Here is a 22,709-nt window from a genome sequence, read left to right on the forward strand (position 1 = left end):
CTCAGCGCCTGGACCGTCGAGCGCCGGCCCCTGGCAGCGCGGCGAGCAGCCGCGCCCGCGCCACGCCGAGGTCGACCCAGCGCGCGAGCTCGTCGTCGTCCGGCACGGCCTCCGGGACGACGACGACCCAGCCCTTCGCCGGCTCCTGCCGACCCATGACGAAGGGCTGGGTGCCCGACCCGCCGAGGAGCTCGTCCAGCTGGTCCGGCTCGACCCGCACGAGCAGCCCGTCCCGGAGGACGGCGACGGCCATGACGTCCCCGAGCATGACCGCGACGCCGCTGAACATCCGCTTCTCGACCCGGTCCTCGTGGTGCGCCGTGAGGCGCTGCACCCGCCGCAGGAGGCTCTCGTCGTAGGCCACCGACCGATCGTGGCAGACCGCGCCGACACGCGGCAGCCCTGGGCCACCGGAGCCGGGCGTCCTGCACCCTCGCCGCCCACGCCGCCGACGACCGCTCCTCGCCGGCGCCCGCCGCCGTTCGCACTCATGCGAACAGCCCAGCAGGAGCACGGACGGCCGTCGACGACTCGAACCGCGGCCGAGGGATGTCCGTCGGCGCGAGGTCGCCACCGCACGCCGACCGCGCAGGCTGAGGACCGGAAGGGCGCCACGGACCCACGAGCCGTCCGTCGGGTCCGCGGAACTCGTACCGGGCCTGCGGCAGCAGGCCTCCCCGGCGGGTCCTCCCGGTCGCGGGGTCGGCGGGGTCGGGTGGGAGGCGGCGGATGGTGAGGTGGTCTTCGTGGACGAGGTGGTGGTGGCGCAGGCAGAGCAGGACGGCGTTGTTCAGTGAGGTGGTTCCGCCGTGGCTCCACCAGCGGATGTGGTGGACCTCGCCCCACTGGGGTGGTCGGGTGCAGCCCGGGTAGGCGCAGTGCCGGTCCCGGGCGAACACGGCCCGGCGCATCTCGCCGGTGTAGAGCCGTTGGGTGCGCCCGACGTCGAGGGGGACGCCCTCGGCGTCGACGACGAGGCGGGTGATGCCGAGCGTGGTGTCGTCGTCATGGTCAACGGCGAGCCGCGTGCATACGCCGACCCGCACGGACGCTCACTCGCGGCGCTCGACGACTGACGACCGCTCGCGCTGCACGCTCGCGCCGGCGCACCACCCGGCGGCGGCAACCCGCCGCCTGACGGCACGCCGTCGTGCCACGATCCAGGGCGCTCGTCGACCGTGGCGTCGACCAGAAACGAGCGGCGACTGGGTCGAACGCCGCCCGTGGGGCGGGTGTTCGCACGGGTTGACCCCTGATAGCGCTGGGCCCTTGTGGCCCCGGCGATGGTCGAGCTCTGGGAAGGCGAGCGTGAGGTTGGAGTGCGGCAGGTTGCCTCACCACGAGTCCACGATGTGAGGGATGACGACTGCTGGTCTGGCGGCCTCGGTGCGGCCGAGGGCGAGGCGGCTGTCGAGGAGGATCTCGAGGGGGGCGTCGTCCTCGACCCATCGGGTCACCTGCACGTCGGCGACTGTGCCGGCCTCGAGTTGCCGGACGCGGTTGAAGGCGAAGACCTCTACGCGTTGGGGGCGCCAGTCCGAGGCGAGCCACCCGCCGAGTGCGGTGGCGATCTCGTTGCGTGACGTCTGGGTGCCGGTCCCGTAGAGGGAGGCGAACTCGTCTCGGATGCGGCGGCGGCGGGCGTGGCTCTCCTGGTCGCTCTCCCACATCTGCAGCGCGATGATCAGTCCCGAGCCTCGTGGGATGCGGATGGTTTGGCGGTCAATGATGGGGTAGGACCCGTCACCGTCGGGGCCGCCGTCTGTGGCGACGGAAAACGGCCCGAACATCCACGTGATGCGGGGGTCCTGGGTCCCGTCGGGGGCGGCGCGGGTGCCGGGTGCGTCGACGACGCCGACGACGAATGGTTCGTCCGAGGCTGACCATTCCGGGCTGAGTGAGCGGCAGTGCAGCCGGTACAGGTGCACGGTGACTTCGAGGTCGCCGCCGGGAAGGGCGGTGACGGCGAGGCGTCCGTCGAGGGCGAAGCGACCTTCTTGGAACTGGGTCCCGTCGAAGGTCCACGTGGCTACCCATGGTGGTGTCTCACGCGCCGGTGCTTGAGCCATCGCGGATAGCTGCTTCCAGTTCCAGCTCTTGGTGTCCTGTCCGATGGGGTTGGCGTCGGCGCCGTACAGCGAGCGGATGAGGTCGATCACCTGGCTGACGATGGCGCCGATAGCCGTGACCATGCCTTCAAGGAGTGCGCCGATGACGTCGAGGACGTTGGTCGACTCCACTGCCAGGGTCAGGTGCTCCGGCCGCCGGTCGAACGGGCCGATGACGTAGGCGGTGCGGGCGCCAGCGGCGAAGTCGTTGTACTCGGTGATGATGTTCTCCAGCCCCGAGGCGGGCTGTCCGGGTTCGGTTCGGTGGTCCAGCAGCACCTTGGCCTCCTGTGCCCCGTCGACCCAGGCCCACACCTGAGCGTCGGTACCTGCCAGCGAGACGTCTGCTGTGGTGATCTGCAGTCGCAGGTACCAGGTGCCGGACTGGTCGTAGCTGCCGGCCGGGTCCGGGCCGGCGGTCAGGAAGCGGAACACCTGCAGGTGGGGCGCCTCGTACTCGTGCTCCTCGGAGGCCGCTCCTCCGGCCAGGGCTGCGATCACGTCACCGGCGGTGCTGGTCCAGGCCGGTGGAGTGAAGAGCTCACCGCGGGGTTGGGTACGCACGCGGTGCCAGAAGTCGGCGGGGTGCCCGTGCTCTGCTGCCAGCGAGTCAAGCGTCGGCGCGAGCTTGTTGAGCTCCTCGAGCCACTGCTGCGAGTGCCGGACGGCGAGGCGCCGCGCCAGGTCGAAGGCCTCGTCGCCAGTGGTGCGGGTATGAATTCCTCGTTCGCGGACCCCGTAGGCGGCCTGCCAGCGGGAGTCGAGGTTGATGCCGGGCAGGTAGTACCCCACGGACGGCGGCACGGGACTGTCCCACGTGACGCCGGGGTTGCGGCCCTCCTGGCGGCAGATGTCCCATCGGCGGGTCATCGTGGAGTTGGCCAACGGTGTCGGCAGGGCTGTGAGCAGGTCGAACAGCCAGTCCGGCAGCAGGTCGTAGACCAGGCAGTCGAAGCCGATGCTGCCGTGCTCCTTCTGCCCCAGGTGCGGCTGCGACTCGTAGGAGCCGGTGAACAGGTCCAGTGGCGCGGCAGCCAGGCGGCGGTGCAGCGCGCGCCTGCGGCGGTTGACGGAGCCGAGGTCCCACTGGCTGGTCGAAGGCTCGGCGCCCAGGACGAACGCGTGCAGGTCTACCCACGTGGCCGGCTTGTCGTTCTTCGGTGTCTGGAGGGCTGATGTCGGCAGCGCGTTGATCAGGGTGCTGGTGCGATCGGAGTCATCGAGCCAGGTGGAGTGGGAGTAGAAGTCCTGGATGGCGTGCAGTCCGGCGCCGACGGCTAGGCGCGCTGACTCCACCCGGTCCCTTTCGGCGGCCCAGACCAGGGCTGCGACCGTTCCGGCGAGCACGCGCTGGAACACCTCGCGCACGCGCCACGTGGCGTGCAGGTCATCGAAGTGGAGCCGGAGCAACGCCGGTCGGGCCATGACGGCGGAGAAGAATCGGTCCTGGCCCCCTGCCGCCCACCAGAACGGGTGGTACAGGTAGGAGTCAAGGAAGTCGGCGTACCACGCCAGTCCCGCCGCCGCGGAGCTCTCGGCCGGGCGGGGCGAGCGACCTCCGACGTCCCAGCCGGTGGCCTTGGCGGCTTCGAGGGTGATCAGCTGGTGGTACCAGCCGTGGGCGGTTGCGGGGTCCGCGTCGGGTGGTGAGTCACCGCCGCGGACCGGATCCTCGGAGCCGAAACGCGGCATCAACGCGTTGGCCACTGCGAGTGCTGCGACGGTCGAGACAGCCAGTGCACGTGACATCATGTCTCCAGCCCCCGCGTGGGACGCCAGCACCACGACCGGGTGGCGGCGGCCACGTCCGAGGTGCGCAGACCGCGATGACAGGATCGCGCCTCCGCACGGCGGCCTGCAACGCATATTCGTCCGGGACTGCTGCAGGTTCGGTTGACACCTGACCTGTGGGGACGTGTGTCCCCGCTGGAAGGATGTGTCCCGTGCCCGCACCCCACCCCCAGGAGTTCCGCGACGACGCGGTCGCCCTCGCCCGCAAGGGCGAGGCCCCGATCTCGAAGATCGCCAAGGACCTCGGCATCTCCGAGTCGTGCCTGCGCAACTGGATGAAGGCCGCCGACGTCGAGGCCGGCACCCGGCAGGGCGTCACCGCCAAGGAGTCCGAGCAGCTGCGTGAGCTGCGCAAGCGCAACAGGTTGCTGGAGCAGGAGAACGAGATCCTGCGCCGGGCGGCGGCGTAACTCGCCAAGGAGATCTCCCCACAATGATGTACCCGCTGGTCCGTGACCTCGCCGGCGCCGGGATCCCCGTCGCGGTGACCCGCCGAGTGCTGAAGTTCTCCACGCAGGGCTACTACGCCCGGTGCGCCAAGCCGATCAGCGACCGGGACCTGGCCGACGCGTACCTGACCGACGCTGCGATCGACGCGCACAGGGACGACCCGGAGTTCGGGTACCGGCTCGTGGCCGACGAGCTGGGCGTGTCGGAACTATTGTGTAAGTGCGTGACCTCGACGCTGGACCGTGGAGACGGTCCGGGGAGGACACCTGATGAGCGATGTGACCGAGACTGCACGGACAGGACGGCGTGGTCGCGAGCCCAGCGAGCCGTCGGCTGGAACCGGGGTCGTGGATGCGGTGCTGGCCGAGGAGTTGGTGGCCCGGGCCCGGGAGCAGGGTGTCGAGCTGCTCGGGGAGAACGGGCTGTTGCGGCAGATGACGAAGGCGATCCTCGAGCGAGGGCTGGCCGAGGAGCTGACCGAGCACCTGGGCTATGAGCCCCACGAGCGGGCCGGGGCCGGCAACGCCCGCAACGGCACGACGTCGAAGAGGGTCCACTCCGAGGCCGGGACGATCGACCTGGACGTCCCGCGGGACCGGGCGGGCACGTTCGAGCCCAGGCTCGTGCGCAAGGGTCAGCGGCGCCTGGACGGCATCGACAAGATCGTGATCGGCCTCTACGCGCGCGGCATGACCGTGCGCGACATCCGCGCCCACCTCGCGGAGATCTACGACGTCGAGGTCTCCCCGGACTTGATCTCCACGATCACCGACGCGGTCCTGGACGAGGTCCGCGAGTGGCAGGCACGCCCGCTCGACCGGGTCTACCCGGTGATCTTCCTCGACGCGATCATCTGCAAGGTCCGCACCGAGGGCACCGTGCGCAACAAGGCCGCTCACCTGGCCGTCGGCGTCGACGTCGAGGGTCGCAAAGAGGTCCTGGGCATCTGGGTCGAGCACACCGAGGGCGCGAAGTTCTGGCTGCGGGTGATGAACGACCTCAAGGCCCGCGGCGTCGAGGACGTCCTGATCGTGGTCTGCGACGGCCTCGTCGGTCTGCCTGCCGCGATCACGGCGGTCTGGCCCGAGGCGATCGTGCAGACCTGCGTGGTCCACCTCGTCCGGGCCTCAATGCGCTGGGTCAACTACAAGGACCGCAAGAAGGTCGCCGCCCAGCTCCGCTCGATCTACGCCGCCCCCACCGAGCAGGCCGCCCGCGACGCCCTGGACGCCTGGACCGACTCCGACATCGGACGTCAGTACCCCGCGATCAAACGCCAGTGGGAAGCGGCCTGGGAGCACGTCATCCCGTTCTTCGAGTTCCCGCCCGAGGTTCGCAAGGTCATCTACACGACCAACATGATCGAGTCGATCAACTACCAGCTGCGCAAGATCACCAAGACCCGCGGACACTTCCCGACCGACGATGCCCTGATCAAGCTGCTCTACCTGGGCTGCCGGGAGATCGGTGTCGACCACACCCGCCAGACAGCCGGCCGCTCCCTGGCTACCGGCTCCTGGCGAGCCGCCCTGAACCAGTTCGACCTGATGTTCCCCGGCCGCCTGGACCGGGCCTGACACCATGAACACCAGTCACGCACTTACACAGAACGACGGACAGGCCCCGCCCGGAGGAAGGCGCGGACCTCGTGCAGCCGCGCCCACGCCGTCACGCTCTGCTGCCCGGACGGGGACGCCAACCACTGCCGCACGACCGCCGAGGCCCGGTCCCGCACCTGCGCCGGCACGGCCAGGTGACCGACCGGCATCAGACCGTCGGTCACGTCGCGGGCGACGGAGGGCATGTCCGCCAACGCCTGCCCCTGGGACAGCTGCTTCCTGACCTCGACCTCGTCCACCCGCGTCACCGCCGCCACCACCGCCGTGGTCGACCCCTGACCCGGACGACGCGGCGAGGGGGTGTCCCGGTGCGCCAGCAGCACCCGCGAGGCCGGACCCACCAGGGCGGCCCGCACCCGCTCCACCCCGGCCAACAACGACGTCCGCTGCACCCCCGACCAGCTCTCCGGCGTGCGCACCACCGCGTCCAGCCGCCCCAGGGCGGCCAACGCCTCCTGCACGCACGCCGACGCCGCCGCGACCTCCCCGCCGACGGTGTCAACAGCAGCGGCAGCGGCAGCAGCGGCAGCGGCAGCAGCGGCAGCGGCAGCAGCAGGAGCGGCAGCAGCAGGAGCGGCAGCAGCAGGAGCGGCAGCAGCAGGAGCGGCAGCAGCAGGAGCGGTCGCGGCGGGAGCGGTCGCGGCGGGAGCAGCCGCAGGAGCGACCGCAGAAGCAGCCGCGGGATCGGCATCGCCAGAGTGAGGCTCGATCGACGACGGGCCCGTTGACGAGAACGGCGCTACCGCATTCTCCGCGGTGACGGAACAGATGCTCTCGTAGCCTGCCGCGGCAGCGTTCTCGCCAGCAGGATTCTCCGTGTCGCGAGCTTCTTCAAGCGCCTCCGCTGTGCCAGCGGAGGCGGTGCTTCTCGTCGAAAACGAGCTCTGAGCGGGGTGGGCGGACGGGGCGTCGGGCAGCGGCGACGTCTCCTCCGCCGCTGCTGCCACCCCGTCCGCCTCGAAAATGTGCACGATTCTAGGGCCGAAAGGGTCGCCGCGGGAATGCGTGTCGGATATCCCCAACCGATCGGGTGATGCCGGTGGGAATGGGTAGGAATAGCAGGGCTGGGGGCGGCTGGCGACCACCAACAATGCTCGAACCGCACCGGCTGAGGGCGGCTCGACGGCGGGGCGAAGCGGTGGACGTCCGTCCCCGGAGGCAGGCCGTCGTCGACGAGGCCCGCGATGGTGCCGGTCGGCGGCGTCCGCACGGGCGCACCCGTCACGGGCGGGGCGGTCGCCGCGGCGCTGGCCCTCGGCACGCCCGGGTCCGGCCCGGCGTAGGTGCTCGACCCGCAGGTCCCCGTGCGGGCGGGCGCCACGACAGCAGCGTCACGGACCTCGTGCCGGTCGTCGCGGCGACCGTCGGCGTCCCGCTCCTCGACGAGCGGCTCGAACCGCACCAGCCGACGGGCGCCGTCGTGCTGGCCGCCGCTCTCCCCAGGGCGCGGGACCGCGGCCCGGCCGCAGCCCCCTCCCGTCAGGGGTTGAGGAAGCTCGCCGGGTCGCTGTCGGTGCCCTCCTCGGGGAAGGACCGGGCCACCTCGTCGGCGTCGTCGCGCTCGCCGGCGACCTCGTCGACCCCGGGCTCCTCGAGGGCGCTCGGCGCGCTCAGCGGCGTGCCGTCCGGCCCGAGGTCCGCCTCCACGTCCGCCCCCGTCACGCTCGCGTCGGGCAGCGGGATGTCGCTCTGGCTCACGGTCGTCACCTCTCCGGCCGTCGATCCCGACGGCCGACTCCGACGCTAGGCCGCCCGCGCGAGGACCGCCTCCGGACCGCCCGCACAACCCTCCTCGGCGCGACCGGGCACCGAGCACCTCGGGAGTGAGGCCGGTCGTCACGGGCGCGCGACCGTCCCACCCGCCGGGGCGGGTGGGACGGATGAGCCGGTCGATACGCCGGGTTCTGTCCCGGCCCCCGGTCTCCCGGGCGCCGGTGGCGACCATCCATCTACGACGTGCGTCGCCGCACGCCTCCAGCGGCCTACCCGGGAGCTCGGGCGGGCAGCCCTCGGACGCTCCCTGTCTGGCCTTGCTCCGGGTGGGGTTTGCCGAGCCGCACCGGTCACCCGGTGCGCTGGTGGTCTCTTGCACCACCGTTTCACCCTTACCGGCCGGACCCGGCGGACCGGGACCGGCAGGCGGTCTGTTCTCTGTGGCACTGTCCCGCGGGTCACCCCGGGTGGGCGTTACCCACCACCCTGCCCTGCGGAGCCCGGACGTTCCTCGGCGGACCGGTGCGAGCACCGGGCCGACGCGGCCGCCTGACCGACTCATCCGCGGCCCCAGGGTACCGCGGCGCGGACGCCCCGCCGCGCCGGGTACGGTCCCGCCCGTGCTCCTCGTCCTGCCGCCCTCCGAGGGCAAGCGTCGCCCGGCGGCGTCCGGCGCGCCGCTCGACCTCGACGCCCTGCACGCGCCGGTCCTCACCCCGGACCGCGCCGCGGTCCTGGAGGCGCTCGTCGCGACGAGCGCCCGCCCCGACGCGCTCGCCCTGCTGGGTGCCGGGGCCTCGCTCGCCGACGAGGTCGCCGCCAACACGGGCCTCGCGACCGCCCCCACCGCCCCCGCCCGGCGCGTCTACAGCGGCGTGCTGTACGCGGCCGCCGGCCTGGACGGTCTCACCGGTGCGGCGAGGACCCGGGCCGGGGCGCAGGTCCGCACCGTCTCGGCGCTGTTCGGCGCCCTCACCCCCGAGGACCGCGTGCCGGCGTACCGGCTCTCCATGGGAACAGGCCTGCCCGGGCTCGGCGCGCTCGGCCCCTGGTGGCGGCCCCGGCTCTCCCCCGTGCTCGACGCCGCCGCCCTCGACCCCGGTGCGGGCGCAGGGCTCGTCGTCGACGCCCGGTCGGCCGCCTACCTCGCGGCGTGGCACCCGCCCGCCGCCGCGACGTGGGTGGCGGTGCGCGTGGAGCAGGACGTCGACGGCACCCGTTCCGTGGTGTCGCACCACGCGAAGCACGCGCGCGGGGTCCTCGTGCGGCACCTGCTCGTGCGCCGGGGCCGGGCGCCGCAGGACGCCGACGAGCTCGCGCACGCCGCCACGGGGCTCGTCGCGACCGGCGCCGTCCTGGCCGTCGAGCTGGGCCCGCCGGTCCGACGCGGCGCGCGCACGCTCACGCTCGTCGTGCCGCCGGTCGGGGCCGCGACCCGCGCCGCAGCGCTCCCCGACCCGGCCTGACCACGCCGTCCGGCCCGGTGGGCGCCACCCCACGGGTAGCGCCGGGCAGGTCGGCGGTGACCCACCGCGGGCCGCGCCCGCCCGCCGGGGCCGGCGTCAGCTCCCCGGGTCCGGGTCGACGACCCCCGCGCTCCCCCCGCCACGGCGCACGGGCTCGGCGACGGCCATGAAGTGCCCCTCGCCGAGGATCTCGATGCCCGTCGCCGCCCCGATCTCCGCCGTCTCCGTGAACGTGTGCCCCAGGGCGGCCAGGCCCTCGCGCGGGAAGCCGGGCTCCGCCTCGACGGCCGCACGGTTGCGCTGCGACGCCCGCGGCGCCGCCACCGCCTGCGCGAGGTCCATCCCGCGGTCGACCCGGTTCACGAGCACCTGGAGGACGGTGGTGATGATCGTCGCGCCGCCGGGCGAGCCGACGGCGAGCACCGGCACGCCGTCCTGGACGACGATCGTGGGCGCCATGGAGCTGCGCGGCCGCTTGCCGGGGCCGGGCAGGTTCGGGTCCGAGCCCCCCTGCCCGTCGACGAAGCTGAAGTCGGTCAGCTCGTTGTTCAGCAGGAAGCCGCGGCCGGGCACGACGATCCCGTTGCCGCCCGTGGACTCGATCGTCAGCGTGTACGCGACGACGTTGCCCCAGCGGTCGGCGGTCGTCAGGTGCGTGGTGGAGGTGCCCTCGGCCGCCTCCGGGCCGCCGGTCGCGGCCGTCCCGCACCCGGCGTAGTCGCCGTCGGGCGTGCCCGGCGCGAGGGGCTTGACCAGCGCGGCGGCCGGGTCGACGAGGCAGGCCCGCTCGGCGGCGAAGCCGTCGGACAGCAGCTCCGCGAGCGGCACGTCGACGACGTCGGCGTCCCCGACGTACCGGTTGCGGTCGGCGAAGGCCAGCGCGCTCGCCTCCAGGTACCGGTGCAGCGCCGCGGTCTCGTCGAGCGCGCCGAGGTCCTGCGTCTCGAGGATGTTCAGCGCCTCCCCCACCGTGGAGCCGCCCGACGAGGGGGGCGCCATCCCGTAGACGTCCAGCCCCCGGTACCGCACGACGGTCGGCTCCCGCAGGGGCGCGGTGTAGGCGGCGAGGTCGGAGGTCTCGAGCAGCCCGGGCCGCACGCCCGTGACGCCCTCGGCGACCGGCGGGTCCTGCACGGTGGCGACGATCTCCTCGGCCAGCGCGCCCGTGTACAGGGCGTCGACGCCCTGGCGTCCCAGCAGGTCGTACGTCGCGGCGAGGTCGCGGTTGCGGAACCGGGAGCCGACGGCCGGCGGGGCGCCGTCGGGCAGGTACAGCTCGGCGGTCGCGGGGAACCGCGCGAAGCGCTCCGCGTTGGCGGCGGTCTGCGACACGAACGTCTCGTCGACGACGAACCCCTTGCGCGCCACCCGCTCCGCCCCGCGCAGGGCGTCGCGCAGGCTCAGGGTCCCCCAGGTGTCGAGGGCGACCTGCCAGGTCCGCGGCGTGCCGGGGACCCCGACGGACAGGCCGGAGGTCACCGCCTCCGGGAACGGGATCGCGGCCCCGGTGGCGGGGTCGACGAAGGCGTCGGGGCCCATCGCGGCCGGCGCGGTCTCCCGGCCGTCGATCGTCTGCACGACCCCCGTCTCCCCGTCGAGCACGACGAAGAACCCGCCGCCCCCGATGCCGGCCGAGAAGGGCTCGGTCACGCCGAGGGTCGCCGCCGCGGCGACGGCCGCGTCCACGGCGTTGCCCCCGCGCGCCAGCACCTCGAGCCCGACGCGCGTCGCCTCGGGGTCGACGGTCGCCACCGCGCCCCCCGACCCGACGGCGACCGGCACCTTCTCGGCCACCCGCGGCCGGGCGGCGGCCGGCATCCCGCCCACCGCGAGCGCGAGGGTCGCGACCACCGCCAGGGCCGCCGCGCCCCGCGCGTGCCGCCGTCGGTGGAGGGGCGTCGGGACGGCACCGGGTGCGGGGCGGGGCGTGGACGGGTGCATGGGTCCCTCCAGGGGCGGCGACGGTGCCACGGGCCTCCGTCCTACCACCTAGGACCCACCTGCGCCCAGAGGCAGAGGGAGGGCGCAGAGGACGGGCGCAGAGGGAAGGCGCAGAGGACGGGCCGTCCGCCCGTCCCCGCCCGCGCGCGTCAGCGCGGCGCTGCGGCCCAACCCGTCCCGGGGACGCCGACGACGGCGATCTCGTCCCGGCGGTCGTGGTAGAGCCGGATGATGCTCACGGACGCCGGCGCCACGCGCAGCTGGCTCCACGACCCGGGCTGCGCGCCCATCGCGACGCCGAGCGCCGCCCGGATCGCGACGGCGTGGCTCACGACGACGACGGTCCGGTCCGTCCCGGCGGCGAGCAGGCCGTCGAGCCCGGCCCGCAGCCGCTCCCCCACGTCCGCGATGGACTCCCCGCCCGGGGGCCGGTGCGTGCCCTCGACGTGCCACGCCTCCAGACGCCCGGGCCAGCGCTCCTCGATCTCCCGCGCGGTGAGCCCCTGCCACTCCCCGAAGTCCGCCTCCCGGAAGGCCGGGTCGGTCCGGACGGGCAGGCCGAGGCGCGCGGAGACGACCTCCGCCGTCTGCTGCGTGCGCACCATGGGCGACGCGACGAGCTCGCCCGGGTAGGGCACGTCCCCCCACAGGTCGCGCCCGACGCGGTCGACGAGCTCCGCGGTGTCGGCGGCCTGCTGCCGGCCGTGCTCGTCGAGCGGCGGCCCGGGCTCCGAGGAGCCGGAGTACCCGCCGGCGACGGTCATCGTCGTCTGCCCGTGGCGCACGAGCACCACCGTGCAGGGCAGCGTGTCGTCGAAGCGCGGGATGGCGCCGGACGGTCGCGTCCGCTCGCCGCCCGCGGCGGGTCCCTCGGTCACCGTGCCACCTCCGTGCGCTCCGCTCGTCGCCGGGCCGCGCCCGACGGGTGCCCTAGGCGTCCTGCGGCACCCGGACGAGGATGCGCCCGCACTCCTCGCACCGCACGACGGCGTCCTCCGGCTTGGCGCGGATGTCGTCGAGGTCCGTCGGGTTGAGCTCGAGCCGGCAGCCCTCGCAGCGCCGGCCGTGCAGCGCCGCCGCGCCGCGCCCGCCGAGCTGGCCGCGCAGGCGCTCGTAGAGGGTGACGAGACCCGCGTCGAGGCCCTGGGCGGCCGTGACGCGCTGCGCGCGGACCTGGGTCGCCTCCTCATCGATCCCGGCGACGTCCGCGTCGCGCTCGGCTTCGACGACCGCCACCTGCTCCGCGAGCTGGGCGTGGGCCGCCGTGATCTCCGCCAGCGCGGACTCGTGGGCCTCGAGCCGCTCCATGACCTCGAGCTCGACCTCCTCGAGCTCCCCCTGCCGCCGGGCGAGCGCGACGAGCTCGCTCTGCAGCGCCTGGAGGTCCTTGGGGCTGCCCTGGCCCGAGTCGAGCTTCGCCTGGTCCCGCCGCGACCGCGCCCGCACCTGCTCCACGTCCGCCTCCGCCTTCGCCACCTCGCGGCGCAGGTCGGAGACCGCGGTGCGCGAGGTGACGAGCGCCTGCTGGAGGTCGGCCACCTGCCCGCCGAGCTCGGCGAGGCGGGCGAGGGAGGGCAGCGTGCGGCGCCGGTGCGCGAGCTGGTCCAGCCGGGTGTCCAGGGCCTGGACCTCGAGGAGGCGGCGCTGGTCGGCGGCGGGGGCAGTGGTCACGGACGTCCTTCCGGGGGCGGCACGGGCGCGTCCACCCGCCCCGTCCAGGGGTCGGTGCGCACCGTGCTCACGAGGGGCTCCACGCTAGCGCCCGCGGCCGCCAGGTCCGCGCGCAGGTGCGCGGCGGCGTGCGCGAGCCAGGGCTGCTCGGAGGCGCTGTGCGCGAGGTCGACGAGGTACGGCGTGGCGGCGGGCCGACGCCCCGTGCGCGCCTCGAAGAGCGCGTGCTCGCGCTGCTCGGAGGCGGGGTGGTGCCGCAGGTCGGCGGTGACGTAGGCGTCGACGCCGGCGGCGCGCACCGCGTCGAAGAACGTGTCCCCCGACCCGCCGAGGACGGCCACGTCGACGACGGGCGCGTCCGGCGGGCCGGCGTAGCGCACCCCGGGCACGGTGGCGGGCAGCGCCGCCGCCAGCCGCTGCGCCAGCCCGTGCAGCGTCGTCGGCACCGCGAGCCGCCCCACCCGGCCGGCCCCGGTGCCCGCCGCGGCCGTCGGGGCGAGCTCGAGCAGGTCGAACGCCGGCTCCTCGTAGGGGTGGGCGGCCCGCAGCGCGGCGAGGACGGCGGACCGCCGGCCCCGCGGCAGCACCATCTCCACCCGCGCCTCGACGACGTCCGCGCGACGGCCGACCTCGCCCACGGCCGGCGACGCGCCCGGCTGCGGCTCGAAGGTGCCCGTGCCCGTCGTCGTCCAGGCGCAGCGCGCGTAGTCGCCGAGCCCCCCGGCGCCGGCCGCCGCGAGCGCGTCGACGAGCCGCTCCGCGTCGGCCACGGGCACGAACGCGACGACCTTGTCGAGCGCCGGGGCGGGGTGGGCGACGAGGGGCCGCGTGCCCTCCAGGCCGAGGACGGCGGCCAGGGCGTCGGCGACCCCGTCGGCGGCGGCGTCGGCGTTCGTGTGCGCCGTGTGCAGCGCGACGCCCCCGCGCACGAGCCGGTGCACGAGCGCGCCCTTCCACGTGTCGGCCGCCACGGAGTGCACCCCGCGCAGCAGCAGCGGGTGGTGCGCCAGGACGAGGTCGGCGCCGACGGCGAGCGCCTCGTCGACCACCTCCGCGGTCACGTCCACGGCGAGCAGCACCCGGCGCACGGGCTGGTCGGGGTCGCCGGCGACGAGGCCGACGCGGTCCCACGCCTCGGCCGTGCCCGGCGGCCAGCGCCGCTCGAGCGCCGCCACCACCTCGGCGAGCGGGGGCGTGCGGCCGCCGGCCCCCTGCGGGGCGGTCCCGGCGGCGGCGTCCTGCGGGCCCGGCACCGTCACGACGGGTGGGCGCCGGCGCGGGTCTCCTCGTCCTCGAGCTCCTCGTCGTCGAGGTCCTCGTCGTCGGCGTCCGCCTCGTCGTCCTCCTCGTCGTCCTCCGCGAGGTAGAACGGCAGGGCCTCGTTGTGGACGGTGCCCAGGGCCTCGTCGTACGCGTCGAAGGCGTCCGCCAGCACGTCGTACGCGTCGTCGACCTGGGGGTCGTCCTCCCCCTGGCGTCCGGCGACGGCGAGGTAGTGCGCCTCGAGCGCGGCGACGAATCGGTCCAGCGCGGCACGCGGGTCGGCGGTCATGGCACGACCGTAGCGGTGCCCGGGGCACAATGACACGGCGATACGGGCGGCCCGGCGGGGCGTCCCGCATCGTGGCGGGCCGGGGGTGCCGGGAAGGCACGGGGGGCGGCACGACGTTGGGCGGCACGGAGGTCGGGACGAGCGCGGAGGGCAGCAGATGCGGGCACGGCAGCCGGGCGGCCGGGACGGCGGCGAGGGGTTCGGCGGGGGCGCGTACCACGCGGTCCCGGGACGGGTCCGGGCGGGGCGCAGCGACTGGGCCGACCAGGGGGCCGCGTGGGAGTACCGCGTCCTCACGCTGCCCACGTCGACGAGCCGCTCCGAGGCGACGCGCCTCCTCACGGAGCAGGCGGAGTACGGCCGCTGGGAGCTCGCGCGCACGCGCCTGTTCGCCGGCGGGCTGCGCAAGGTGTGGCTGCGCCGCAAGATCATCCGCGTCCGCAGCACCCTCGCGGGCGTCGACGACTGAGCGTCGGCCGCCCGGCGGTCGTCACCGGCGCCGGCCGCGGTCGGCGGGTGGTCCGCGGGGTCAGCAGGTGCGCAGCAGCCGGTCGAGCACGCGGGTGCCGAACCGCAGCGACTCCACCGGGACGCGCTCGTCGACGCCGTGGAACATGCCGGGGAAGTCGAGCTCCGGCGGCAGCAGCAGCGGCACGAAGCCGTAGCCGGTGATGCCCAGGCGGGACAGGGCCTTGTTGTCCGTGCCCGCCGACATCGTGTACGGCAGCACGGCCGCGCCGGGGTCCTCGACGAGGAGCGCGTCCACCATGGCGTCCATGAGGTCGCCCGTCACCGGCGACTCGAGCGCGACGTCGCGGTGGAGCTCCTCGAGGCGGACGTGGTCACCGGCGAGGTCCTTGAGCACCGCGTCGAAGGTGGCCTCGTCGCCGGGCAGGAAGCGGCCGTCGAGCGTCGCCTCCGCCGTGCGCGGGACGACGTTCGCCTTGTAGCCGGCCGCGAGCTGGGTGGGGTTGGCGGTGTGGCGCAGCGTCGCCCCGACGAAGCGCCGGGCCGGGCCGAGCGCGTCGACGAGGGCGTCGACGGTCGCCGGGTCCTCCGGGTCGAACGGCAGGCCCGTGAGGTCCGCGACGCCCTCGAGCAGGGTGCGCACCGTCGGCGTCAGGTGCAGCGGCCACGCGTACGCCCCGATGCGGGCGACGGCCTCAGCCAGGCGCACCACGGCGTTGTCGGGGGTCACCTGGCTCCCGTGCCCGGCGCGCCCCTCGGCCACGAGCCGCAGCCACGCGATGCCCTTCTCCGCGGTCTGCACGAGGTAGAGCCGCCGGCCGTCGAGGTCCACGGAGTAGCCGCCGACCTCGCTCACCGCCTCCGTGGCGCCCTCGAACAGCTCCGGCCGGTTCTCGACGCACCAGCGGGAGCCGTGGACGCCGCCGGCCTCCTCGTCGGCGAACATCGCGACGACGACGTCCCGCGCGGGCCGGCGGCCCTCCCGCTGCATCTGGCGGACGACCGCCAGGATCATCGCGTCCATGTCCTTCATGTCCACGGCGCCGCGGCCCCAGACGAGCCCGTCCTCGACCTCGGCGCCGAAGGGGTCGACCGTCCACTCGTCGGCGCGGGCCGGGACGACGTCCGTGTGGCCGTGCAGGACGAGCGCGGGGCGGCCCGGGTCCTCCCCGGGGATCCGCACGACGACGTTCGTGCGGCCGGGCGTCCCCTCGAACACCTCGGGGGTGAGGCCGACCTCGTCGAGCAGGCCGGCCACGTGCTCCGCGGCGGCCCGCTCGCCCGGCCCCGACCCGTCCCCGTAGTTCGAGGTGTCGAAGCGGATGAGGTCCCGGCAGATGTCCAGCACCTCGTCGGCGGCCGTGGGCGGGGTCGTCATGGCGACCACCCTAGGCGAGGGAGGAGGGGCGGCCCCGGCCGGGCCGCCCCTCCTCCGCCGGCCGCGACCTCAGGCCGCGGCGCCCGTCAGCCCGCGCCGCACGAGGAGCGGGTCGATGCTGGCGTCCCGGCCCCGCAGCTCGCGGAAGGACGCGAGCGGGTCCTGCGACCCGCCGCGCGAGAGCAGGCGCGCCCGGAAGGTGTCCCCGTTCTCGCGGCGGAGCCCGCCGTTCTCCCGGAACCACTCGACGGTGTCGGCGTCGAGCACCTCGGACCAGATGTACGAGTAGTACCCCGCCGCGTAGCCGCCGGCGAAGATGTGCGCGAAGTACGAGGTGCGGTACCGCGTGGGGATCGCGTGCACCGTGAGCCCCGCCCGCGCCAGCGCGTCGGCCTCGAACCGCTCCACGTCCCTGACGTCCGTGGGGACCTGGTCGGGCGTCAGCCGGTGCCAGGCCTGGTCGAGGAGCGCCGCGGCGAGGTAGGTCGTCGTCGCGTAGCCCTCGCCGTCCTGGCGGGCGGCCAGCAGCGTGTCGACCCACTCCGCCGGCATGGGCTCGCCCGTGGCGTGGTGCACCGCGAACGAGCGCAGCACGTCCGGCTCCCAGGCCCACATCTCGTTGACCTGCGAGGGGTACTCGACGAAGTCGCGCGGCACGGACGTGCCCGACTGGCTCGGCCAGCGCACGGCCGACAGGAGCCCGTGCAGCGCGTGCCCGAACTCGTGGAACATCGTGATGACCTCGTCCCACGTGAGCAGCGCCGGCTCCCCCGGCGGCGGCTTCGGGATGTTGAGGTTGTTCACGACGACGGGCCGCTCGTCGAGCAGGCGGGACTGGTCGACGAGCGCGTTCATCCACGCGCCGCCGCGCTTCGTCTCGCGCGTGAACCAGTCGCCGAGGAACAGGCCGAGGCCCGTGCCGTCGGCGTCGAACACCTCGAACACGCGCACGTCGGGGTGGTACCCGACGAGGTCCGTGCGCTCCGTGAACGAGAGCCCGTACAGCCGGTGCGCGGCGGCGAGGACGCCGTCGTGGAGCACGCGGTCGAGCTCGAGGTAGGGGCGGGTCTGCGCGTCCGTGACGGAGCCGCGCTCGGCGCCGACCCGCTCGGCGTAGTAGGCCCAGTCCCACGGCTCGAGCGTCGCGCCCGGCACGTCCCGCTCGAGCGCCTCCTGCAGGGGCGCCGCCTCCGCGTGCCCGTTGGCGACGGCCGCGGGCGTGACCCGGGCGAGCATCTCGGCGACCGCCGCGGCGGAGCCGGCCGTGGCGTCCTGGGCGACGTAGTCCGCGTGGTGCTCGTAGCCCAGGAGCTGCGCCCGCTCGGCCCGCAGCGCGACGAGGGCGAGGGCGTGCCCCCGCGTGTCGTGCTCGCCGTTGAGCCCGCGGCCGGCGGTCGCCCGCCACAGCCGCTCGCGCACGGACCGGTCCTCCAGCCAGGCCAGGGCGGGCTGCTGCGAGGGCAGGATGAGCTCGAGGAGCCAACCGCCCGCGTGCCCGCGCCCGGCGGCCGCCTGCGCGGCGGCGGCCTTCGCCCCGGCGGGCAGCCCGGCGGTCTCGGCCTCGTCCGTGAGCAGCACCGCCGCGGCGTTGCTCGCGGCCTGGAGCGTCCGCTCGAAGGCGGTCGAGTGCTCGCTGATCGCGGTGTTGAGCTCGCGGAGCCGCACCTGCTCCGCCGCGCCGAGGCGGGCACCGGCGCGCACGAGGCGGGTGCGGGTGCGCTCGAGCAGCCAGGCGGTGTCGGGCTCGAGCGCGAGCCGGCCCTCGGCGTGCGCGGCGCGCAGGGCGTCGACGCGGGCGAAGACGCGGGGGTCCAGGTCGATCGCGTCCTCGTGCTCCGCCAGGCGCGGCGCCAGCTCGAGCTGGAGCGCCTCGAGGTCGGGCGTGCCGTCCGAGCTCGTCTGGTTGAAGAAGGCGTGGAGCGTGCGGCGCAGGACCGCGCCGGCGCGCTCGAGGGCCTCCAGGGTGTTCTCCACCGTCGGCGCGTCGGCCCGGGCGGCGATCGCCTCCACCTCCGCGCGGTGCTGCGCCATCCCGGCGAGCACGGCGGGGCGGTAGTGCTCCGTCCGGACCGCGCGGTAGTCCGGCAGCCCGTAGGGCAGCACGGAGGGCGCGGCGAAGGGGTTGGCGGGGTCGAGGGCGCGGGCGGGGGTGTCGCTGTCCGTCATTCGGCCCATCCTGCCCGCACCAGCGCGTCCTCCGCCGCGTAGGGGAACAGGTCGCCCCCGCGGGCCAGCCGTGCGACCCCCGGCAGGTCGCGCCCGACGTCCCCGTGCCGCGCCACGTGCAGCAGCCAGCGCACCACGTCGTCGACCGTGCCGGCGTACGTCGGGGGCTCCCCGGCGAGGGCGCGCGACGCCGCCAGGTCGAGCACCACGTCGTCCGGCACGGACCACGGGGTCGCGCCGACGTCGCCGCGCGGCGGCCCGTCGAGCAGGACCGTGCGGGTCGGGCCGGCGTCGGCGGCGCCGGCGTCCGGTCCGTCGCCGCTTCCCCTCGCCAGCAGCCGTCGCGTGCTCGCCTCGACCGTCGCCGCGATCTCCGCCACGGTCGGCGCGTCCGCATCGGCGGCGTTCACCACGCGCGTGCCGGGCCGCTCCCCGGCCGCGACGACGAGCGCCGCCAGCCCGCGCGTCGACGTGGTGGCGAACCGGCTCCGGCCGCCGGACGCGAGCACCCGCAGGCGCCGGCCGTCGAGGACCCGCCGGACCCACACCCACTCCCGGGGCTGCCGGCAGCCGTCGCCGTGGATCGCGCCGGGGCGCAGCACCGTCACCGGGACCGGCCCGTCGAGCCAGGCCGCCTCCAGCGCCGCCTTGCCCGCGGCGTACCCGTCGCGGCCCGGCGCGACCGTCGGGCCGTCCTCGGGCACGGGGCCGTCGAACCGGGCGAACGCCTCCGTCTCGAAGCCCCGGCCCTCCCCGTCGACGTACACGGCCGCCGACGACACGACGACCGCCGACCCGATGCGGTCGGCCCGGGCGAGGAGCGGCGCCGCGTCCCGGTCGTCGTAGGCCACCACGTCGACGAGGAGGTCCACACCCTCCCCGAGGGCGCGGTCAAGCGTGCCGGCGTCGGCCCGGTCGCCGACGAGGTGCTCGACACGGTCCGGGTGCGGGTCCGGGTGCGCCACGTGGGCGCCGCTGCCGCTCCCGGCGCCGTGCGCGGCACCCCGACCACCCGGCAGGCCGGTGCGGCCGTCCGGCGCGCCGGTGCGGGACAGCACCCGCACGTGCCACCCCGCCGCCACGAGGGCGGGCACCGCCGCCCGTCCGACCTGCCCCGTCCCGCCGAGCACCAGTGCCGTGCGCATGGCCCGACGCTAGCGGGGATGGCACCCTGCCCCCGTGCCCGCCCCCGACGCCGCCCCCGACGCCGCCCGCGTCGCCGCGGCCGCCCCGGGGCCGCCTCGCGTCTTCCGCAAGGTCCGCACCGACGCGCCGCCGGGCCTCTTCCGGTGCGAGGCGGCGGGCCTGCGGTGGCTGGCGGACGCCGGGGGCGCCCCCGTCGTCGAGGTGCTCGCGGTCGACGGGACGTCGCTGACGCTCCGGCACCTCGTCGCCGTGCGTCCCGACGCGGCGGCCGCCCGGGCCTTCGGCGCCGCCCTGGCGCGCACCCACGACGCGGGTGCGCCGGCGTTCGGCAGCCCGCCCCCGGGCTGGGACCGGGACGGCTTCGTCGGCCCGTTGCAGGAGCTGCTGCCGCTGCCCGCCGCCGCGCACGCGACCTGGGGCGCCTTCTCCGCCGACGCCCGCCTGCTGCCGCTCGTCGACGAGGGCGTGGCGCGCGGCGTGCTGACCGCCGCGGACCGCGCCGCGGCGGAGGCGGTCGCCGACCGCCTCCGCGAGGGCCGGTGGGACGACGACGAGCCGCCCGCACGCCTGCACGGCGACCTCTGGTCGGGCAACGTCGTGTGGACGGCCGAGGGCGGCGTGCTCGTCGACCCCGCGGCGCACGGGGGCCACCGGGAGACGGACCTCGCGCTCCTGGCGCTGTTCGGCCTGCCCCACCTCGACGCCGTCCTGGCCGGCTACGAAGGCGTCCACCCGCTGCGGCCCGGGTGGCGGGGCCGGCGCAGCCTGCACCAGCTGCACCCGCTCGCGCTGCACGCCGTGCTCTTCGGCGGCGGCTACGTCGGCTCCCTGCGCACGGCGCTGGCCCGCTGGTCGGGCTGAGGGACGTCCGCGCCACCGGACCGCTGCGGCGGCGACGCCCCGCCGCCGGTGCCAGCATGGTGGTCCCGACGCACCCCCGGAGGCCGCCATCACCGCCCGTCCCCTCGTGCTCGTGCACGGGACCCGCACCTCGTCGGCCATCTGGACGGCCCAGGTCGCCGCGCTGCGGGCGCACGGCCACCCCGTGACGGCGGTCGACCTCCCCGGGCACGGCGAGCGGCGCGGCGAGCGGCTCACGCGGGCGTCCGCGCTGGCGACGATCGACGCGGCCGTGGCGGCCTGCCACGCGCCGCCGCTGCTCGTCGGGCTGTCCCTCGGCGGCTACCTCTCGCTCGCCTACGCCGGCCTCCACCAGGACCGGCTCGCGGGGGTGCTGCTCGCCGGGTGCTCCACGCAGCTGCGGGGCAAGCCCCTGCTGGCCTACCGCGACGCGGCGCACCACGTGACCCGCACGCTCGGCACGGGCGGGGGCACCTGGCACGTCGTGACGGACATGCTCACCGCGCTGGCGGGCTACTCGCCGCTGGCGGACCTGCGGGCGCTGCGCGTGCCCGTCTGGCTCGTCAACGGCGCCCGGGACCCGCTGCGCCTCGACGAGTGGCGCTACCGGCGTGCGCTGCCCGACCTGCGCGTCCACGTCGTCGCCGGGGCGGGGCACGACGTCAACAGCCACCGGCCGGTGGAGTTCAACCGCCTCCTGCTCGCCGCCCTCCACTCCCTGGACGTGCAGCACCCCGTGGGGCACCTGCGCGCCCTGCCGGGCGGTCGTCCGGCGGCGGCCTGACCGGCCGCCGGGGACCGCGGCGCGGGCAGCACCCGGACCTCCCGGCACACCGGCACGACACCGTCGGACAGCGTCGGACAGCGTCGGACAGCGTCGGGCACCGCGCCGACACCGGCGGGACAGGGTCGGACACCGTCGGGGTGCCGCCGGCTCGGCGCCTAGGACAGACCGACCTCGACGCCGGCCTCCTCGTCGGCCTCGACCTGCTCCTCGTCCTCCATGGGCGGGTCGACGGTCCGCAGCCGGGAGAAGATCGCCCAGGCCACCGCGACGAGCGGCACCGCCACCACCGCGCCGAGGATGCCCGCCGTGAGCGTCCCCGCCGTCACCGCGATCGCCACCATCAGCGGGTGCAGCCGGACCTGCTTGCCCATGATGAGCGGCTGCAGGACGTGCCCCTCGATCTGACCGATGAGCGCGATCCCCACGCCGACGGCGACCGCGGACCAGAAGCCGTTCGCCGCGAGCGCCACGATCATCGCGATGACCATCGCCAGCGGTGCGCCGATGAGCGGGATGAAGGCGCCGATGAAGACGACGACGGCCAGCGGCGCCGCGAGCGGCACCCCGACGATCGACAGGAACACGAAGGCCAGGGCCCCGTCCGACAGGGCGACGAACACGATGCCCCGGGTGTAGCCGGAGAAGGTGTCCCAGCCGGAGCCGGCCGCGTCCTTCCACGTCCCGCGCACCCGCTGGGGCAGCTGGTTGAGGAACCAGGTCCACATCGTCGCGCCGCGGGCGAGGAAGAACACCGCGCAGAAGATGGCCAGCGCCAGGCCCGTGAAGACCTCGACGACGGAGCCGGCCCGCTCGGCCGCCTGGCTGGCGAGCTCCCCCGCGTGCTCCTGGACCCACACCTGCCCCTCGTCGACCCACCCGGCGAGCTGCTCGCGCGAGATCTGGAAGGGCAGGGAGCCGTCCTCGAGGAACCGGGTGATCTCCTCCAGGCCCTGGCTGAACTGCCGCTCGAGGTCCGTCCACTGGCTCGCCACGGAGTAGGCGACGTACGCCAGCAGCCCGGCGAAGAACGCGAAGCCCGACAGCAGCCCGAGGGCGGTCGCGAGCCAGCGCGGCAGCACCCGCGCCAGCAGGTCGACGAAGGGCCGCAGCACGGCGGTGAACACCAGGGCGAGGAACAGGGCGACGAAGAGCAGCTGCACCTGCGCCGTGAGGTAGAAGACCAGGGCGACGGCGGCCGCCACGACGAGCAGCCGCCAGCCGACGGCGGCCATGACCACGAGCCACCCCGGGGCGGCCGAGGCGTTCTCGCCGCCGGGGCGCGGCCGCTGCCCGGCGACCCGGCGCACCGCCGGCGCCCGCGAGGCCGGCCCGGCCCCCACCGTCCGCACGGGCGGCCGCTCCTGGGGCCGCTCGAGGGTGGTGGTCGCGGGCCGGTCGGCGCCGGCGGGCCGCGCACCGGGGCGGGGCGAGGGCACCGGGCCCCCGGTCGCCGCACGACCCGGGTGCAGCACGCGCTGGAGCGCGCGGTCGAACGCCCCGTCGTGCCCCGGCCTGCGCCCGTCCCCGTCCGCCATGTCCCGTGCCTCCACGCGTCGCCGCCGGTCCGTCCAGCACCGGCCGACCCCAGTCTT

The 22,709-nt window shown here is 75.5% G+C and carries 20 protein-coding genes and 1 other RNA gene; 6 read left to right on the forward strand and 15 right to left on the reverse strand.

Going from position 1 to position 22,709, the window contains the following annotated elements; all coding sequences use genetic code 11:
- Position 1: 1 nt before the first annotated feature.
- From EJA20_RS08680 to EJA20_RS08690, 3 genes are all read right to left on the reverse strand, one after another.
- A complete protein-coding gene (locus tag EJA20_RS08680) occupies positions 2 to 364 on the reverse strand; it encodes a TfoX/Sxy family protein (RefSeq protein WP_129337763.1) in 363 nt (120 codons plus the stop codon).
- A 124-nt stretch (positions 365 to 488) separates the two neighbouring features.
- The gene (locus tag EJA20_RS08685) at positions 489 to 1,046 is read right to left on the reverse strand and encodes an HNH endonuclease signature motif containing protein (protein ID WP_205687426.1); all 558 of its coding nucleotides are present in this window, start codon (positions 1,044 to 1,046) and stop codon (positions 489 to 491) included.
- Between the two features lie 288 nt (positions 1,047 to 1,334).
- A complete protein-coding gene (locus EJA20_RS08690) occupies positions 1,335 to 3,815 on the reverse strand; it encodes a hypothetical protein (RefSeq protein ID WP_129337764.1) in 2,481 nt (826 codons plus the stop codon).
- A gap of 236 nt (positions 3,816 to 4,051) precedes the next feature.
- Between EJA20_RS08690 and EJA20_RS19925 the strand changes: the two genes are divergently transcribed.
- Together EJA20_RS19925 and EJA20_RS08700 are read left to right on the forward strand one after the other, a co-directional pair.
- Positions 4,052 to 4,309 carry a transposase gene (locus EJA20_RS19925; protein WP_164983895.1) on the forward strand — a complete coding sequence of 86 codons (258 nt, stop codon included), beginning with the start codon at positions 4,052 to 4,054 and terminating at the stop codon, positions 4,307 to 4,309.
- A 309-nt stretch (positions 4,310 to 4,618) separates the two neighbouring features.
- Complete coding sequence (locus tag EJA20_RS08700; RefSeq protein WP_129337766.1) at positions 4,619 to 5,926, forward strand: IS256 family transposase; 1,308 nt, start codon at positions 4,619 to 4,621, stop codon at positions 5,924 to 5,926.
- Between the two features lie 23 nt (positions 5,927 to 5,949).
- Here the strand turns inward: EJA20_RS08700 and EJA20_RS18660 are convergent, their stop codons facing one another.
- The 3 genes from EJA20_RS18660 to rnpB all read right to left on the reverse strand — a co-directional run bounded on the left by EJA20_RS18660 (position 5,950) and on the right by rnpB (position 8,242).
- Positions 5,950 to 6,417, reverse strand: a complete 468-nt coding sequence (locus EJA20_RS18660; RefSeq protein WP_164983896.1) for a hypothetical protein — start codon at positions 6,415 to 6,417, stop codon at positions 5,950 to 5,952.
- Between the two features lie 1,030 nt (positions 6,418 to 7,447).
- Positions 7,448 to 7,666, reverse strand: a complete 219-nt coding sequence (locus EJA20_RS08710; RefSeq protein WP_129337767.1) for a hypothetical protein — start codon at positions 7,664 to 7,666, stop codon at positions 7,448 to 7,450.
- 179 nt (positions 7,667 to 7,845) lie between these two features.
- Positions 7,846 to 8,242, reverse strand: an RNA gene (rnpB, locus tag EJA20_RS08715) — RNase P RNA component class A.
- Between the two features lie 59 nt (positions 8,243 to 8,301).
- On the opposite strand from rnpB, the gene EJA20_RS08720 reads away from it, so the two are divergent.
- Complete coding sequence (locus tag EJA20_RS08720) at positions 8,302 to 9,147, forward strand: YaaA family protein (protein ID WP_164983897.1); 846 nt, start codon at positions 8,302 to 8,304, stop codon at positions 9,145 to 9,147.
- 96 nt (positions 9,148 to 9,243) lie between these two features.
- On the opposite strand, the gene ggt is transcribed toward EJA20_RS08720, so the two are convergent.
- The 5 genes from ggt to EJA20_RS08745 form a co-directional block, all read right to left on the reverse strand.
- Positions 9,244 to 11,088 carry a gamma-glutamyltransferase gene (ggt, locus tag EJA20_RS08725; protein ID WP_129337769.1) on the reverse strand — a complete coding sequence of 615 codons (1,845 nt, stop codon included), beginning with the start codon at positions 11,086 to 11,088 and terminating at the stop codon, positions 9,244 to 9,246.
- A 149-nt stretch (positions 11,089 to 11,237) separates the two neighbouring features.
- Positions 11,238 to 11,966 carry a histidine phosphatase family protein gene (locus EJA20_RS08730; RefSeq protein WP_240675246.1) on the reverse strand — a complete coding sequence of 243 codons (729 nt, stop codon included), beginning with the start codon at positions 11,964 to 11,966 and terminating at the stop codon, positions 11,238 to 11,240.
- A gap of 52 nt (positions 11,967 to 12,018) precedes the next feature.
- Positions 12,019 to 12,759, reverse strand: a complete 741-nt coding sequence (locus EJA20_RS08735) for a zinc ribbon domain-containing protein (RefSeq protein ID WP_129337770.1) — start codon at positions 12,757 to 12,759, stop codon at positions 12,019 to 12,021.
- Positions 12,756 to 14,018 carry a Nif3-like dinuclear metal center hexameric protein gene (locus tag EJA20_RS08740; protein WP_420836422.1) on the reverse strand — a complete coding sequence of 421 codons (1,263 nt, stop codon included), beginning with the start codon at positions 14,016 to 14,018 and terminating at the stop codon, positions 12,756 to 12,758. The genes EJA20_RS08735 and EJA20_RS08740 overlap by 4 nt, the downstream gene beginning before the upstream one ends.
- Positions 14,015 to 14,311: a primosomal protein gene (locus EJA20_RS08745; protein WP_129337771.1), complete on the reverse strand. Its 297-nt coding sequence runs from the start codon at positions 14,309 to 14,311 to the stop codon at positions 14,015 to 14,017. Before EJA20_RS08745 ends, EJA20_RS08740 begins: the two co-directional genes overlap by 4 nt.
- A gap of 157 nt (positions 14,312 to 14,468) precedes the next feature.
- On the opposite strand from EJA20_RS08745, the gene EJA20_RS19735 reads away from it, so the two are divergent.
- On the forward strand, positions 14,469 to 14,780 hold the full coding sequence (locus tag EJA20_RS19735) for a DUF5703 family protein (protein WP_129337772.1): 312 nt from the start codon (positions 14,469 to 14,471) through the stop codon (positions 14,778 to 14,780).
- A 60-nt stretch (positions 14,781 to 14,840) separates the two neighbouring features.
- Here the strand turns inward: EJA20_RS19735 and EJA20_RS08755 are convergent, their stop codons facing one another.
- The 3 genes from EJA20_RS08755 to EJA20_RS08765 form a co-directional block, all read right to left on the reverse strand.
- A complete protein-coding gene (locus tag EJA20_RS08755; RefSeq protein WP_129337773.1) occupies positions 14,841 to 16,157 on the reverse strand; it encodes a M20/M25/M40 family metallo-hydrolase in 1,317 nt (438 codons plus the stop codon).
- Positions 16,158 to 16,226: 69 nt separating this feature from the next.
- Positions 16,227 to 18,332 (reverse strand): M3 family metallopeptidase, encoded by a 2,106-nt coding sequence (locus EJA20_RS08760; RefSeq protein WP_129337774.1) that lies wholly within the window; start codon positions 18,330 to 18,332, stop codon positions 16,227 to 16,229.
- Entirely contained in the window at positions 18,320 to 19,468 is a 1,149-nt protein-coding gene (locus EJA20_RS08765; protein WP_129337775.1) for a Rossmann-fold NAD(P)-binding domain-containing protein, read from the reverse strand. The genes EJA20_RS08760 and EJA20_RS08765 overlap by 13 nt, the downstream gene beginning before the upstream one ends.
- A 34-nt stretch (positions 19,469 to 19,502) precedes the next feature.
- Between EJA20_RS08765 and EJA20_RS08770 the strand changes: the two genes are divergently transcribed.
- The gene (locus EJA20_RS08770; protein ID WP_129337776.1) at positions 19,503 to 20,330 is read left to right on the forward strand and encodes a fructosamine kinase family protein; all 828 of its coding nucleotides are present in this window, start codon (positions 19,503 to 19,505) and stop codon (positions 20,328 to 20,330) included.
- Positions 20,331 to 20,442: 112 nt separating this feature from the next.
- Positions 20,443 to 21,114, forward strand: a complete 672-nt coding sequence (locus EJA20_RS08775) for an alpha/beta fold hydrolase (protein WP_240675248.1) — start codon at positions 20,443 to 20,445, stop codon at positions 21,112 to 21,114.
- A 158-nt stretch (positions 21,115 to 21,272) separates the two neighbouring features.
- On the opposite strand, the gene EJA20_RS08780 is transcribed toward EJA20_RS08775, so the two are convergent.
- On the reverse strand, positions 21,273 to 22,652 hold the full coding sequence (locus EJA20_RS08780) for an AI-2E family transporter (RefSeq protein WP_129337778.1): 1,380 nt from the start codon (positions 22,650 to 22,652) through the stop codon (positions 21,273 to 21,275).
- Positions 22,653 to 22,709: the final 57 nt, after the last annotated feature.

Origin of the sequence: Cellulomonas endophytica (assembly GCF_004123805.1) — a bacterium.
Lineage (GTDB): Bacteria > Actinomycetota > Actinomycetes > Actinomycetales > Cellulomonadaceae > Cellulomonas > Cellulomonas endophytica.